12 protein-coding genes are annotated in these 15,618 nt (G+C 72.3%); 5 read left to right on the plus strand and 7 right to left on the minus strand.

All coding sequences use genetic code 11. The annotated features are described in order from the left end of the window. The 7 genes from I003_RS0103975 to I003_RS0104005 form a co-directional block, all read right to left on the minus strand. Positions 1-1,168 (minus strand): PQQ-dependent sugar dehydrogenase (locus I003_RS0103975; RefSeq protein WP_027770316.1); only part of this gene is annotated, 1,168 nt, incomplete at its 3' end. A 241-nt stretch (positions 1,169-1,409) separates the two neighbouring features. Next, positions 1,410-2,411, minus strand: a complete 1,002-nt coding sequence (locus tag I003_RS0103980) for a sugar phosphate isomerase/epimerase family protein (RefSeq protein WP_027770317.1) — start codon at positions 2,409-2,411, stop codon at positions 1,410-1,412. Positions 2,412-2,468: 57 nt separating this feature from the next. Beyond that, complete coding sequence (locus I003_RS0103985; protein WP_027770318.1) at positions 2,469-3,674, minus strand: Gfo/Idh/MocA family protein; 1,206 nt, start codon at positions 3,672-3,674, stop codon at positions 2,469-2,471. 89 nt (positions 3,675-3,763) lie between these two features. After that, complete coding sequence (locus I003_RS0103990) at positions 3,764-4,783, minus strand: substrate-binding domain-containing protein (RefSeq protein ID WP_037720047.1); 1,020 nt, start codon at positions 4,781-4,783, stop codon at positions 3,764-3,766. A gap of 44 nt (positions 4,784-4,827) precedes the next feature. Continuing rightward, a complete protein-coding gene (locus I003_RS0103995; protein ID WP_027770320.1) occupies positions 4,828-5,850 on the minus strand; it encodes an ABC transporter permease in 1,023 nt (340 codons plus the stop codon). Further along, positions 5,851-7,362: a sugar ABC transporter ATP-binding protein gene (locus I003_RS0104000; protein WP_027770321.1), complete on the minus strand. Its 1,512-nt coding sequence runs from the start codon at positions 7,360-7,362 to the stop codon at positions 5,851-5,853. A 297-nt stretch (positions 7,363-7,659) separates the two neighbouring features. Further along, positions 7,660-8,841 (minus strand): ROK family transcriptional regulator, encoded by a 1,182-nt coding sequence (locus tag I003_RS0104005; protein WP_027770322.1) that lies wholly within the window; start codon positions 8,839-8,841, stop codon positions 7,660-7,662. A gap of 179 nt (positions 8,842-9,020) precedes the next feature. Between I003_RS0104005 and fdhD the strand changes: the two genes are divergently transcribed. The 5 genes from fdhD to I003_RS0104030 all read left to right on the plus strand — a co-directional run bounded on the left by fdhD (position 9,021) and on the right by I003_RS0104030 (position 15,569). After that, positions 9,021-9,854 (plus strand): formate dehydrogenase accessory sulfurtransferase FdhD, encoded by an 834-nt coding sequence (fdhD, locus tag I003_RS0104010; RefSeq protein ID WP_027770323.1) that lies wholly within the window; start codon positions 9,021-9,023, stop codon positions 9,852-9,854. Positions 9,855-9,923: 69 nt separating this feature from the next. Then, positions 9,924-10,538, plus strand: coding sequence for a TetR/AcrR family transcriptional regulator (locus I003_RS0104015; RefSeq protein WP_027770324.1), 615 nt, complete (start codon positions 9,924-9,926; stop codon positions 10,536-10,538). Next, positions 10,535-11,401 (plus strand): thioesterase family protein, encoded by an 867-nt coding sequence (locus I003_RS0104020; protein WP_027770325.1) that lies wholly within the window; start codon positions 10,535-10,537, stop codon positions 11,399-11,401. The genes I003_RS0104015 and I003_RS0104020 overlap by 4 nt, the downstream gene beginning before the upstream one ends. A 387-nt stretch (positions 11,402-11,788) precedes the next feature. Further along, the gene (locus I003_RS0104025; protein ID WP_027770326.1) at positions 11,789-12,388 is read left to right on the plus strand and encodes a methyltransferase family protein; all 600 of its coding nucleotides are present in this window, start codon (positions 11,789-11,791) and stop codon (positions 12,386-12,388) included. A 259-nt stretch (positions 12,389-12,647) separates the two neighbouring features. Continuing rightward, positions 12,648-15,569: a BTAD domain-containing putative transcriptional regulator gene (locus tag I003_RS0104030; protein ID WP_027770327.1), complete on the plus strand. Its 2,922-nt coding sequence runs from the start codon at positions 12,648-12,650 to the stop codon at positions 15,567-15,569. The last annotated feature ends 49 nt before the right edge of the window (positions 15,570-15,618 follow it).

The raw sequence follows: 15,618 nt of genomic DNA on the forward strand, positions 1-15,618 counted from the left end.
GGTAGACGGGGCCGCCCATCGGGGACTCGGAGCCGTTGCCGAACTCGGGGACGGAGCCGCCGTCGTAGGGGATCCAGGCGGGCTGGGCGGGCGGCAGCTCGGTCAGCCCGCTGTTGTGCGGCGAGTTGTTCACGGGCGCGTCGCAGTCGAACGCGTCGCCCGAGGCGCCGGAGCCGAAGTCGTAGTCGCGGTAGGCGTCGTTGGCGCCGGTGCAGTACGGCCAGCCGAAGTTGCCGGGCTCGGTGACACGGGCGAACTCGACCTGTCCGCCGGGCCCGCGGGTGTCGCTCGCGGTGCCCGCGTCGGGGCCGTAGTCGCCGACGTAGACGGTGCCGGTGGCCTTGTCCACGCTCATCCGGAACGGGTTGCGGAAGCCCATGGCGTAGATCTCGGGGCGTGTCTTGTCGGTGCCGGGCGCGAAGAGGTTGCCGTCCGGGATGTCGTACGAGCCGTCCGCGTTGACCTTGATCCGCAGCACCTTGCCGCGCAGGTCGTTGGTGTTGGCCGCGGAGCGCTGCGCGTCGAAGGCCGGGTTGCGCTCGGCCCGCTCGTCGATGGGCGTGTAGCCGTCCGAGGCGAACGGGTTGGTGTCGTCGCCGGTGGACAGATAGAGGTTGCCCTCGGCGTCGAAGTCGATGTCACCGCCGACGTGGCAGCACAGGCCACGGGAGGCGGGCACGTCCAGGACCGCCTTCTCGCTGCCGGCGTCGAGGGTGCCGTCCTCCGTCAGTACGAACCGGGAGAGCCGGTTGACGCCGTCGAACGGCGCGAAGTCCTCTGCGCTGCCGTCGGAGGGGGCGTCGCCGCCGGGGGTGTCCAGGGGCGGGGCGTAGTAGAGGTAGACGAACCGGTTCTGCGCGAAGCCCGGGTCGACGCCGACGCCCTGCAGGCCCTCCTCGTCGTGGTTGTACACGGCCAGCTTGCCGGCGACCTTGGTCGTACCGGCGGCGTCCGTCAGCCGGACCGTGCCGTCGCGGGAGGTGTGGAGCACGGAGCGGTCGGGCAGCACTGCCATGGTCATGGGCTCGCCCATCTCCGGCTCGCCCTTGGCCAGCGTCACCTGCTGGAACTCCGCCGCGGCCGGGGCCGGGTGGTCATGGCCGGGATGCGCGGCGCCGGTGGCGGTCGTGCTCAGCACGAGGGCGGGGACGGCCAGCAGGGCCGCCACCGTCCTCGCGGCCGTTCTCCGCGTCTTTCTGGTGTGCACCTGATCTCTCCTGCCGAGAGTGGGGGGGTTTTTTATGTCAGGGACATCACAGGAACGTAACCGCCTTTTGCAGGATAGAGAAGCCCTTTGACAGGACTTCAGTTATCTTCATCCTTGATGCGGACAAAGTGTTCCCCGGACATGCCGGAGCGGCCCGGCGGCAGGTGCCACCGCCGGGCTGTGCTCCTCGCCGCGACGGCGGTCAGTCGCCGCCGAAGGCGGCGTCGAACGACGCCTGCGGAGGCTCGAAGTCGAGCGCCTTGAGCGCCTTGAGCGCCTCCGGCGCACCCTGCAGGCGGTCCATCCCGGCGTCCTCCCACTCCACCGAGATCGGCCCCTCGTACCCGATCGAGCGAAGCATCCGGAAGACGTCCTCCCAGGGCACGTCGCCGTGACCGGCCGAGACGAAGTCCCAGCCGCGGCGCGGGTCGCCCCAGGGCAGGTGCGAGCCGAGCCGGCCGTTGCGGCCGTCGAGCCGCTTGCGGGCCTCCTTGCAGTCCACGTGGTAGATGCGGTCCTTGAAGTCCCACAGGAACCCGACCGGGTCGAGGTCCTGCCAGACGAAGTGGCTGGGGTCGAAGTTCAGCCCGAAGGCGGGCCGGTGGCCGATCGCCTCCATCGCCTGGTGCGTCGTCCAGTAGTCGTACGCGATCTCGGACGGGTGCACCTCGTGCGCGAAGCGCACGCCCTCGGCGTCGAACACGTCGAGGATCGGGTTCCAGCGGTCCGCGAAGTCCTGGTAGCCGCGCTCGATCATGTGCGGCGGCACCGGCGGGAACATCGCCACCAGATGCCAGATCGACGAGCCGGTGAAACCGATGACGGTGTCGACGCCGAAGGCCGCCGCCGCCCGCGCGGTGTCGGCGATCTCGGCGGCGGCCCGCTGCCGGACGCCCTCGGGTTCGCCGTCGCCCCAGATCCGGGCCGGGAGGATGGCCTGGTGGCGTTCGTCAATGGGATGGTCGCAGACCGCCTGGCCCACCAGGTGGTTGGAGATCGCCCAGCACTTCAGGCCGTACTTCTCCAGAAGCTGACGGCGGCCGTCGAGGTAGCCGGGCTCCTTGAGGGCCTTGTCGACCTCGAAGTGGTCGCCCCAGCAGGCGAGTTCGAGACCGTCATAGCCGAAGTCGCGGGCCAGCCGGCAGACCTCCTCCAGGGGGAGGTCCGCCCACTGGCCGGTGAACAGGGTGAAAGACCGGGGCATCGTGCGCTGCCTCTTTCTCCGGAGTGCCTCCGGGGGTGGTCGGCTGATCCGATGGGGTCAGGTGGCTTGCTCTGTCGGGGCCACGGGCGTGTAGACGGCGTTCTTCTCCGCGCTCTCCTCGACGGCCGCCAGCACCCGCTGCACCTGCAGCCCGTCCGCGAAGGACGGCGCGGGCGGGGCGCCGGCGGCGATGGCGTGGACGAGGTCGCGGGCCTGGTGTACGAAGGTGTGCTCGTACCCGAGGCCGTGGCCCGGCGGCCACCACGCCTCCAGGTACGGGTGCTCCGGCTCGGTGACCAGGACCCGCCGGAAACCGGCGGTCTCGGCCGGCTCCGCGTGGTCGTGCAACTGCAGTTCGTTCAGCCGCTCCAGATCGAAGGAGAGCGAGCCGGACTCGCCGTTCAGCTCCACCGACAGGGCGTTCTTGCGGCCCGCGGCCATCCGGCTGACCTCGAAGGACGCCAGCGCCCCCGAGGCCATCCGGCCGGTGAACAGGGCGGCGTCGTCCACCGTGACGGGACCGCGCTCGCCGCCGCCGGCCGCCGCGCCGGAGAGCCCCGCCGCCGCGGACGGCAGCGGGCGCTCCTTGACGAACGTCTCGGTCTGCGCCGAGACCCCCACCAGCCGCTCGCCGGTCAGGAACTGCGCCAGGTCGACGATGTGCGCGCCGAGGTCGCCGAGCGCCCCGGAGCCCGCCTTCTCCCGCTGCATCCGCCAGGCGAGCGGAAACTCCGGGTCGACGAGCCAGTCCTGCAGGTACGTCACACGCACGTGCCGCAGCGCACCCAGCCGGCCGCGGGCGATCAGCTCGCGCGCGTAGGCCAGTGCCGGCACCCGGCGGTAGTTGAAGCCGACCATGGCGAGCTGCCCGCGCTCCCGCGCCCGCGCCGCGGCGTCGGCCATCGCCTCGGCCTCGGCGACGGTGTTGGCGAGCGGCTTCTCGCACAGCACGTGCTTGCCCGCCTCCAGCGCGGCGATGGCGATCTCCGCGTGGCTGTCACCCGGCGTACAGACGTCGACGAGCTGTACGTCGTCCCGGGTGATGAGCCGGCGCCAGTCGGTCTCCGCCGCGGCCCAGCCCATCCGCCGGGCCGCGGTGGCGACCTTGTCCTCGTCGCGGCCGCAGATCGCGGCCATGACGGGGGTGAGCGGAAGGTCGAAGACCCGGGCGGCGGTCCGCCAGCCCTGCGAATGGGCCGCCCCCATGAACGCGTAACCGACCATGCCGACCCCGAGTGCGGGTGCGGTCGTGTCGTGGGACATAGAACTCCTTGTCAGTAGGCTGCTTCCGGCGCGCCGCAGCGGTCGTTCCGTGATCTACGGGCGTGCGGCTCCTGGCGCTGGATTACCCGTCACTTGAAGCCGGTCGGCAGGTACTGGTCGATGTTGTCCTTGCTCACGACAGCGGAGTACAACGTGATCGACGCCGGGATCTCGAACTCGGCCATGCCCGAGACACCCTTCTGCTGGCCGAGGGCGCGCGCGAGGTCGATCGCGGACGCGGCCATCGTCGGCGGGTACAGGACGGTGGCCTTGATCACCGAGTCGTCGGCCTTGATGGAGTCCATCACCGCCTTGGAGCCGGCCCCGCCGACCATGAAGAACTCGTCGCGGCCCGACTGGTCGATGGCCCGCTTGACACCGACGCCCTGGTCGTCGTCGTGGTTCCACAGGGCGTCGAACTCCGGCACGGCCTGCAGCAGGTCGGACATCTTCCGCTGGCCCGACTCGACGGTGAACTCGGCGGCCTGCCGCGCCACCTTCTCGATGTTGGGGTAGTTCTTCAGCGCGTCGTCGAAGCCCGCGGTGCGCTGCTTGGTCAGCTCCAGGTTGTCGAGCCCGGCCAGCTCGACGACCTTCGCGTTCTCCTTGCCCTTGAGCTGCTCGCCGATGAAGCGCCCGGCGTTCAGGCCCATGCCGTAGTTGTCGCCGCCGATCCAGCAGCGGTACGCCTGCGGGTCGTCGAAGATCCGGTCCAGGTTGATGACGGGGATGCCGGCCCGCATGGCCTTGAGTCCGGCCTGCGTCATCGCCTTGCCGTCGGCCGGAAGGATGACCAGGACGTCGACCTTCTTGTTGATCAGGGAGTCGACCTGGCCGATCTGGGTGGCCGTGTCGTTGGATCCCTCGGTGATGTCGAGGGTGACGTCCTCGTACTTCTTCGCCCGCGAACGCGCGTTGTCATTGATGGCGTTGAGCCAGCCGTGGTCGGCCTCGGGGCCGGCGAACCCGATGGTGACCGGCTTGCCCGGCTTGTCGTTCGCGACGTTCGCCTGCTGCTGCTCGGAGCCGCCGTCGTCGTCGCTGTCGTCATTGCTGGTGCAGCCGGTGAGGAAGGCGGCCGCCGAGACACCGGCGGCGCCGAAGAGCATGTTTCTACGGCTGAAAGGCGATTCGGGCATGTGTGTGCGACCCTTCATTGCGTCGAGGACTTGCGCGAAGTCTGGTGCTGGATAAGGACGGCGGCGACGATGATCGCCCCCTTGGCGATCTCCTGGACCGCGCTCTGCACATTGTTGAGGGCGAACAGGTTCGTGATGGTGGTGAAGACGAGCACGCCCAGCACGGAGCCGATGATGGTGCCCCGGCCGCCGCTGAGCAGGGTGCCGCCGATGATCGCGGCGGCGATGGCGTCCAGTTCGTACAGGTTGCCGTTGGTGTTCTGGCCGGAGCCGCTGAGCACGATGAGCATGAACGCCGCGATGCCGCAGCACATGCCGGACAGGACGTACAGCAGCAGCCGCTGCCGCTTGATGTCGATGCCGGCGAGCCGGGCGGCCTCGGGGTTGCCGCCGACCGCCACGGTGCGCCGGCCGAAGGTGGTGCGGTTGAGCACCACCCAGCCGAGGACGGCGATCCCGAGGAATATGAGTACCAGCGGCGGGATGCCCAGGATGCGGGCGTCCGCCGACGCGAGGTCCAGCACCGCGTCGACCTCGACGATCTGGGTCCCGCCGTCACTCATCTGCTCGGCGAAGCCGCGCGCGGAGGCGAGCATGGCGAGCGTGGCGATGAACGGGACCAGGTTGCCGTAGGCGATGAGCACGCCGTTGACGAGTCCGCAGCCGATACCGACGACCACGGAACAGAAGAGCATGCCGGCCAGGCCGTAGTCCTGGGTGGCCTGCGTCGTCGCCCAGACCGAGGCGAGGGCGACGATGGCGCCGACCGACAGGTCGATGCCGCCGCCGATGATGACCAGCGTCATCCCGATGGTGACGACGCCGATCGCCGACGACTGGACCAGGATGAGCCGGACGTTGTCGATGTCCAGGAACTGGTCGGGCTTGGTGACGGCGCCGACGACGACCAGCACGCCGAGGACGCCGACCAGCGCCACCAGTCTCAGGTCCACGAAACTCTGCCAGCCGGCGGCGTGGCCGTTCCCCTTCGGCTTCTCCGGCGCCGGGGCGGGAAGCGAGTCCGATTTGCTCAACACTTACGAGGTCCCTTCCATGACGAGGTCGAGCACCCGGTGCTCGTCGAGATCCCGGGCCGGGGCGGTGTGCACGACCTGACCCTCGCGGAGCACGAGGACCCGGTCGGCGAGGCCGAGGACCTCGGGGAGTTCGCTGGAGACGAGCAGGACCGCGACGCCTTCGTCGGCGAGCCTGCGGATGAGCGCGTACAGCTCTGCGCGCGCGCCGACGTCCACACCGCGGGTGGGCTCATCCAGCAGCAGCACCCGGCAGTCGCGCAGCAGCCAGCGCGCGAGCACGGCCTTCTGCTGGTTGCCGCCGGAGAGCGTGCGGACGAGCGCGTCGGGATTGTCGGGGCGCAGCGACAGGTCGCGTACGGCCGCCCGGGTCGCGGACCGCTCCCCCGACCGGTCCAGCCAGCCGCCGGTGGAGAAGCGGGTGAGGGAGGAGATGGAGACGTTGCGGCTGACCGATTCCGTCATGAGCAGGGCCTGGGACTTGCGTTCCTCGGGGGCCAGCCCGACGCCCGCCTTCACGGCGGCGGTGACGCTCCCGGGACGCAGCGGACGGCCGCCGACCAGCACCCGGCCGGCGGTCGGCCTGCGCGCGCCGAAGACGGTCTCCAGGATCTCCGAGCGGCCGGAGCCGACCAGGCCCGCCAGGCCCACGATCTCGCCGGGCGCGACCTGGAGGTCCACCGGCGCGAACTCGCCCTTCCTGGCCAGACCTTCGAGGACGAGCACGGGATCTTTGCCCGCGGCCGGTGCCTCGGGCCGGTCGGGGAAGACGTGCGCGACGTTGCGGCCGGTCATGAGGGTGACGATCTCTTTGGTCGACGTGCTCTGGGCCGGCAGGCCGCGGGCCACGGCGCGGCCGTCCTTCAGCACGGTGACGCGGTCGCCGATACGGCGGATCTCCTCCAGCCGGTGGGAGATGTAGACCACCGCAACGCCCTGAGCGGTGAGGTCGGCGACGATGCGGAAGAGGTTGTCGACCTCGTCGGGGTCGAGCGCGGCGGACGGCTCGTCCATGACGATGAGCCGCACGTCGTGGGAGAGCGCCCGGGCCATGGAGACGACCTGCTGACCGGCGGCGGAGAGGTCACCGACGATGGTGCCGGCGGATATCTCCGGGTGGCCGAGCCGGGCCAGCAGGGCCTGGGCGGCGGAGTGCGCCTCGCGGGCCTTGATGAACCCGCCGGAGGAGCGCTCGTGGCCGAGGAAGACGTTCTCCGCCACCGACAGATGCCTGACCAGGTCGAGTTCCTGGTAGATGGTGGAGATGCCCAGGCGCATGGCGGCCACGGGCGACTTCAGCGCGGTCTGCTCGCCCTGCCACACGATGGTGCCCTCGTCCGGCTGGTGGGCGCCGGCCAGGACCTTGATGAGGGTGGACTTGCCGGCACCGTTCTGGCCGAGCAGGCAGTGCACCTCGCCGGCCACGACGTCGAGGTCGACGCCGTCGAGCGCGCGGACGCCGGGGAAGGACTTGGTGATCCCTGTCATCGTGAGCAGGGGTGTGCCGGCGGCGATGGGCGGCGTATCGGACGTGAGCGCCATGTACGGGTCTCCTCGGCGGTGCTCCATCTGCGTCTGCGCAGGGGCAGGTTGGGCAGGGTGGAGCGCAAACGGGCGGGTTCACCGGGTGGTGCGGGTGGTGCGTGAGGTGTTCGGTCCAGCGGGATGGTGCGGGGGGCTTGCCCGCGTGGTGCCGCGGTCGGCCGGGTTACTGCGTCGGTGCCGGGTGGTGCTGCTGGTGCGGTGGTGGTGCGTGGGTCGAATCCTGTGGTGCGGGTCGTACGGGTGGTGCGCGGGTGTCCCCGCCCGGTGTCAGGCGGGCGAGAACAGGTGGTCGCTGGTGAGCCGGGCGGCGCCGATCACGCCCGCGGTGGGGCCCAGCTCGCCGAGCACGATGGGCAGGTTGCCGGTCGCCAGCGGCAGCGACTGACGGTAGACCTGGGTGCGGATGGCGGCCAGCAGCGTGTGACCGAGGCCGGTGACGCCGCCGCCGATGACCACGAGCCCCGGGTTGAAGAAGCTGACCAGACCGGCGATGACCTGGCCGGTCCGGGTGCCGCCCTCGCGGATGAGATCGAGCGCGACCGCGTCGCCCGCGGTCGCCGCCGCGGCGACGTCCTTGGCCTCCAGCTCGCCGCTCTCCTCCAGCCGGGCGGCCAACTGCGCGGAGCGGCCCTCGCGGGCGGCGTTCTCGGCGTCCCGGGCGAGGGCCGAACCGCCGAAGTACGCCTCCAGACAGCCGCGGTTACCGCAGGCGCACGGGCGCCCCTCCACCTCCACCTGGATGTGGCCGATGTCGCCGGCACTGCCGTTCGTCCCGCGGTAGACCTCGCCGCCGACGAGGATGCCGCAGCCGATGCCGGTGCCGATCTTGACGTAGAGGAAGTCCCGCACCGCACGGGCGACCCCGGCGTGCTGCTCGCCCTGGGCCATGATGTTCACGTCGTTGTCGACCATCACCGGGCAGCCCAGCTCCTGGCTGAGCGCCTCGCGGACCGGGAAGCCGTCCCAGCCGGGCATGATCGGCGGCGCGACGGGCACGCCCTCGGGGAAGCGGACGGGACCCGGGACACCGATGCCGGCGCCGTCGAAACCCTCCGCCACCCCGGAGGCGCGGAGCTTGGCCGCCATCGCCAGCGCCTGCTCGAAGACCGCTACCGGACCCTCGCGCACGTCCATGGGCTGGGTCAGGTGGCCGAGCACCTCCAGCTCCGCGTTGGTGACCGCCACGTCGATGGAGGTGGCACCGATGTCGACACCGAGAAAACGCAGCGAAGGCGCGAGGCGGATGTTGTGCGACCTGCGTCCGCCCCGGGAGGCGGCGAGGCCGTCGGCGACCACGAGCCCGGTCTGCAGCAGCCGGTCGATCTCGACCGCCAGCTTGGAGCGGGACAGTTCGACCTGGTCGCCGAGTTGCGCCCGGGAGTTCGGGCCGCCGTCACGCAGCAGGCGGAGCAGTCGCGCCTGGTGCGCGTTCGCGGGCCGAGCTGTCATGCGCCTCACGCCACTCCTCCCCGGCTCGCGCACGTCGTTCTCGTACGCCGTTGTCGGCTTTCCACGGGGAACGTAGCAGTGCTCGGCCACTGAGGGAAGAAGTTCTGCAGGAATCGGTATCTACTTTCTCCACCGCCAGGACAAAGGTCGGTCACCATCGGCGGCGTACGCTGACCGGCATGGGTCGGGTGACGGTGCGGCGTGCGGTGGTGCGGGTGCGTGGGGGGCGGGCGGATCGGCGGGCGGACACGCTGGTGGCGGAGGAGCCGCTGGAGATCCGGCTGGGCGGGCGGGCGCTGGCGGTCACGATGCGGACGCCGGGTGACGACTTCGCGCTGGCGGCGGGATTCCTGGTCAGCGAGGGCGTGCTGGCGCGGGGCGGGGAGTTGGCCGGGATCACGTACTGTGCGGGAGCGGTCGACGGCGCGGAGGGCGGGAACTCGTACAACGTCGTCGACGTGCGGCCGGCCGCGGGAGTGGCGCTGCCGGACATCACGTTGGAGCGGCACGTCTACACGACGTCGTCGTGCGGGCTGTGCGGGAAGGCGAGCCTGGACGCGGTCCGCACCACCACCCGCTGGCCGCTCGCGGACGAGGGGATGCGGCTGACGCCCGAGGTGCTGGCGGTGCTGCCGGAGCGGCTGCGGGCCGGCCAGCGGGTCTTCGACCGCACCGGCGGACTGCACGCCGCCGCGCTGTTCACCCCCGCCGGGGAGTTGATCGACCTGCGCGAGGACGTGGGCCGCCACAACGCCGTCGACAAGCTCGTCGGCCGGGCGTTGCAGCAGGACCGGTTGCCGCTGCGCGACACGGTGCTGATGGTCTCCGGCCGGGCCTCCTTCGAGCTGGCGCAGAAGGCGGCGATGGCCGGCATCCCGGCCCTGGCCGCGGTCTCCGCGCCCTCCTCCCTGGCCGTCGACCTCGCCGCCGAGACCGGGATGACGCTGGTCGGGTTCCTGCGCGGCGACTCCATGAACGTGTACGCGGGCGAACACCGGATCGCGCTCGGCTGACTCCCGGCGGATACGGAAGAAGGCAGCCCGAGGTGGACAGTGTCCACTCCATGGTAGACACTGTCCACCATGGCTCGCTCCACCCGCGCCCGCCTGCTCCAGGCGGCGCTCGAACTGCTCGACGAACGAGGCGTCGACGCCCTGACCCTGCGCGCCATCGCCCGGCGCTGCGGCGTCTCGCACGGCGCCCCGCTCAAGCACTTCCCCCACCGCGCGGCACTGCTGTCGGCCGTCGCCACCCAGGGATTCCACGAACTGCAGGACTGGGCGGACGAGGCGCTGGCGAAGCTGCCCGCAGACGCGAGCCCGGCGCTGCGGCTGCGCAAGGGCACGCGCGCGTACGTGGAGTACGCCGTGGCCCGGCCCGCCATGTTCGCGCTGATGTTCCGGCGCGACCTGCTCGACGCGCACAACCGCGAACTGGGCCGCGCCTCGCTCGGCGGCTTCGAGAACCTCGTCCGCCTCGTCGAGGCCCGGCAGGCCGAGGGCTGGCGGGCCGACGTCGACCCGCGACTGCTCACCGGCGCCCTGTGGTCCGCCATGCACGGCACCGCCGAGCTGTGGTCCTGGGGCTCCCTGCCGCTGGCCACCGGTGCGGCGAGCATCGACGACGTTCTCGACGGCCTCTGCGCGGCGTTCGAGATGGGCCCACCCACCGCACGACGAAAGCGAACCACACCATGACCACCACCCCTCCCCCGGACTTCGACCAGGAGACCGCCGTCCACGCGCGCACCGGCGAGCCCGGTGCGTACGACGCGGACCTGCCCGGCACCTGGAAGGTCGGCGCGGGCATCAACGGCGGCGTGCTGCTGACGGTGGCCGCGCGCGCCCTGTCCGCCGAACTCGGCACCGCCCGCGACGGCCGCCCCGGCCACCCGGACCCGCTGTCCGTCTCCGCGTACTACCTGTCCACCGCCACCGCGGGCCCGGCGGTCGTCCGCACCGAGACCGTGCGCCGCGGCAACTCCCTCTCCCACGGCGACGCGGAACTCCTCCAGCAGAAGGACCCGGCCGCCGCCCCTGTGGCCCGGCTCCGCATCCTGGCGGCGTACGGCACCCTCGCCGACCAGCCCGCCGACGTCCAGACCTCCGCGAAGCCGCCCGTGCTCGCACCGGTGGAGCAGTGCATCGGCAGCGAAGCGGCCCCGCCGGAGTTCCGCGCGGAGTCCCCGATGCTCAGCCGCGCCGGCGTCCGGCTGGACCCGTCGTGCGTGGGCTGGGCGGTCGGCGCCCCGTCCGGGAAGGGCGAGATGAAGGGCTGGTTCCGCCTGCCCGAGGGCCGCGACCCCGACCCCCTGCTGCTCCTGACGGCGCTCGACCTCCTCCCCCCGGTGACCTTCGATCTGGGCCTGCCCGGTTGGGCCCCGACGCTGGAACTCACCGCCCACGTACGCGCCACCCCGGCACCGGGGTGGCTGCGGCTGATCCACACCACGCGCAACGTCGCCGGCGGCCTGATGGAGGAGGACGCGGAGATCTGGGACTCGGCGGACCGCCTGGTGGCCCAGTCCCGCCAACTGGCCCGCCTGCCGCGGAAGCCCTGACCCGGGCCGCCCGCCGGGGCCGGAGGCCGGCCGCCCGGCGCCGCGAGGTCTCCGCGTGGGCTGCCCGCAGGAGCCGCAACAGGGGCTTGCAGGTGGCGAGAGCATGCAGCGAGGACAACAGGGACCTCCAGCAGGCTCGGAGATCGGGGCGGTGGAGATCATGCCGTCCGCCACCGACAACTCCGTCGGTCGTCCTGACCGTCCCCACCCCCGCCGACGCGGCGCCGGGCCTCCTGCGCGAGAGGCTCTGCGCCCCCGTCCGCATCGGCAGGAACGGACGGTTCCGGTGTCCTCCGTTTGGCATGTTTTGACATATACGCAGCAAGACTGTTTCGTCTGTGCCGAGTGTGGTGAAGACCTCTGGAGACAGGAAGGGGGCCATCACCAATGGCCGTTACTGCTCTGGTGATGTTCATCGTGCTGATCACGCTCACGTTGGGCGTCCGGGTGATGATTCAGGTACGCAAGACCGGTGATCACGGTCTGCGGCGCACGTCGGAAGCGAGCAGCCCCGAGAAACGGTGGAGTGAGTCGCTGGGCGCGATCGGCTATCTGGGCCTGGGTGTGGCCTCGCCGGTCGCCGCCATGGTGGGACTGGACCCGGTGATGGACAGCAGCGCCGTCGAGTACACCGGACTCGGGGTGGCGGCGGCGGGGATCATCGCCACCTTCGCCGCCCAGCAGGCGATGGGCAACTCCTGGCGAGCCGGCGTCGACCCCGACGAGCAGGTCCCGCTGGTCACTTCGGGCCCGTTCCGGTTTGTCCGCAACCCGGTCACGGCCACCGCGTTCCTCACCTGCGCGGGGCTGGTCCTCATGGTGCCCACCGTGATCGGCCTGGCCGCGCTCGCCGCCTTCGTCACCGGCAACGAAGTCCTTATCCGCCTGGTCGAGGAGCCCTACCTGCGCCGCATCCACGGCTCGGACTACATCCACTACGCCGCGAGGGTCGGCCGTCTGGTGCCGGGCCTCGGCAGGCTCACCTAGGCCGCCGACGGCCTTCCGCCCGCACCCGGGTCCTTCCTGTCCACCCCCCGGGCAGGAGGGCCCGGGTGCGCCACGCCGGCCCCGGGTCCCGCCCGTCGGCTGCATGCCGCCGTGTCCGCGCCCCTGAGCTGGTCGGTGTGGGCCGGGGCGGGGTTGACACACTGGGTCATGTCCATGACTGTCGAGGCCGTCGGCGCCGCACATCCGGTTCCAGCCGGGCGCGACGCCGACGACAGGCCGCCGACACGGAGGTACGTGGATGAGGGAGCCGACGTTCGGACTCCTGGGGCCGCTGCGTGTGTGGGCGGGAGGCGCCCCGGTCCGGATCGGCGGGCCGAAGCCGCGGGCGGCGCTCGCCACGCTGCTGCTGCAGCCCGGCCGCTTCGTCTCCGTCGACGTGCTGACGGAGGTGCTCTGGCCGGGCGGGGCGCCCCCGTCCGCCGTGGCCAACGTCCGCACCTACGTGCGCACCCTGCGCCGGGCGCTGTCCGCCGCGGGGATCTCCGCCGCGGGGCTGCGGACGGAGCCGTCCGGCTACGCGTTCGACGTCGCGCCGGAGGACGTCGACATGCTGGTTTTCGAGCGGCACCTGGACCGGGCCCGCGCGGCGCGGGACCGGGGCGACGACGTCGCCGCGCTGCACGACTACGAGACGGCGCTCGGCCTCTGGCGCGGCGGCGTACTGCAGGACATACCGGCCAGCGTGGTCTGGGACCCCGGCGTCACCAGGCTGGAGGAACTGCGGGCGACCGCGGTCGACGAGTGCCTCGGGGTCCGGCTGCGGCTGCGGGACTACGCGCTCCTCCTCGCCGAACTGCGCACCCGGCTCACCGAGGACCCGCTGCGGGAGGACCTGTGGCGGATGCTCGTACGTGCGCTGCACGACTCGGGCCGTACGACCGAGGCCCGCTCCGCCTACGCCGAGGCCGAACGCGTCCTGGCAGCCGAACTCGGCACCGAGCCGAGCAGGCCGTTGCGGGCGGTCGGCGAGGAGGTCAACGGTTACGCCGGGCGGCGTCACTCGGCGGCGGTCCCGCCCGTATGCCAGTTACCCCTGGACGTACCGGACTTCACCGGCCGGAGGGCGGAGATCGCCGCGCTGGAGAAGCTGCTGTCGGCGGCCGACCGGCAGCCGGTCGTCGTGGCGATGTCGGGACCGCCGGGGTCGGGAAAGTCCGCGCTCACGGTGCATGTCGCGCACCGGGCGCGCGCGGCGTTCCCCGACGGCCAGCTCTTCGTCGACCTCGGCGGGCTGAGCGACCGGCCGCGCGACCCCGCCGACGTCCTGGCCGAGATGCTGCGCGGCCTCGGCGTCGTCGACAGCACCATCCCCGCCGAGCAGAGCGAACGGGCCGCGCTGCTCCGCTCGCGCCTGGCTCAGCGGCGCTTCCTCGTCGTTCTCGACGACGCGGCCGACGGCGCGCAGGTACGCCCCCTGCTGCCCGGCACCGGGGGCTCGGCCGTGCTCGTCAGCTCCCGCCGGCGGATGCCCGATCTGCCGGCGCACCACTTCTCGCTCGGCGAGCTGAAGCGGGAGGAGGCCCGCGCCCTGCTGGGCACGGTCGCGGGACCGGACCGGCTGGTCACCGACGCGGCCGGCGCGGACCGGGTGCTCGCCAACTGCGGCTCGCTGCCGCTGGCCGTACGGATCGCCGGGTCGCGGCTGGCGAGCCGGCGGACCTGGACCCCGGGAACGCTGGCCGACCTCCTGCAGGACGAGCGCGGGCGGCTCGATCAGTTGCAGGCGGGCGAGCTGGAGGTGCGGGCGAGCGCGGAGCTGAGCCACCGGCACCTGCCCGAGGCCGCGGCCACGGCCTTCCGCGCCTTCGGCCGGCTGCCGGCCGAGCCGGTGGGCGGCTGGCTCGTGGCCGTCGCCATGGGCGGCGACGCCGACGACGCCGCGGAAGCGCTGGCGACGCTGGCCGACAGGCATCTGATCGAGGCCGTGGGGACCGACGCGCTCGGGCTGCCGCGCTACCGCATGCACGACCTGCTGCGCTGTTACGCGCGCGAGCTGGCCGACGCGGACACGTTCACGGTGCGCCGGCGGCAGCAGCTCCGGATCGTCGACGCCCTGACCGCGCTCGCGCGCGAAGCGAACGCGGCGATGCCCACGCGGTTCCTCGGCGTGTTCGGTGCGGCGGACCCTCCGGCCGGGGCGGTCGGGGCGGTCGGGGCGGGCGCCGAGGTCGCGGGGGCCGTGCGGGAGCAGCCCGTCGAGTGGTTCGAGACCGAACGCCGGATCCTCGTCGCCACGGTGGAATCCGCGCTGCGGCTCGGCCGGGTCACGCAGGCCGCCGACCTCGCCCTGGAGCTGGCGAGCTTCTTCGACCTGCGGGGCTACTACGGCGACTGGCTGCGCACGCACCAGTTGGTGCTCGACGCGATACCGGCGCCGGCGGACGCGCGGGCCGCGGCACTGCTGCGCAACATCGGGCAACTGCACCTCTACCGCGACCGCTACGCCGACGCGCTCGACTCCTTCGTCTGGGCACGCGCGGTCTTCGGGGCGGTCGGCCACCCCGCCGGCGAGGCGGTGGCGGCGGCCGGGGAGGGCTCCGTGCACCGGATCCTGGGCGACCTCGACGCGGCACTGGCGACGTTCACCGACACGCTCGGCGGGTTCCGGGAAGCCGGCGACCTGCACGGCGAGGCGGTCGCGTGCAACGCGATCGCCTCCGTATGGCTGGAGCGCCGGAACCCGCGGGCCGCGGCGTCGTGGCTGGACCGGGCGCTGGAGCTGGCCCGGGACCTCGGCGACCGCCACCGCGAGGCGCAGGTGCGCCGCCGCATCGCCGTGCTGCACGATCTGCGCGGCGAGGCGGATCTGGCGCAGGCGGAGCTGGAGCGGGCCCTGGACATCTTCGGCGACCTCGCCGACACGCACTGCGCCGCCTATGTGCAGGAGAGCATCGGCGAACTGTGCCTGCGCCGCGGCAACGCGGGCGAGGCGTCGGCGCGGCTGGCCGACGCGCTGGCCGTACAGCGGCAGCTCGGCGACCGGCGCGCGGAGGCGAGTCTGGCCAATCTCCTCGGTGAGCTGCACCGCGCGACGGGCAGGGTGCAGACCGCGCGGCACTACTTCCACCGCTCCCTGTCCACCTGGCGGCGGCTGGAGGCGCACGACCGGGCAGAGGTGGTGCACGCGAAGCTGCGGGCGCTGCGCCCCGGCCCGGGATGACGCGCGTAGAACGAATGCGGCGGGCACCCGGCCGCATTCGCTCCATGCG

It is taken from the genome of Streptomyces sp. CNQ329 (assembly GCF_000482585.1).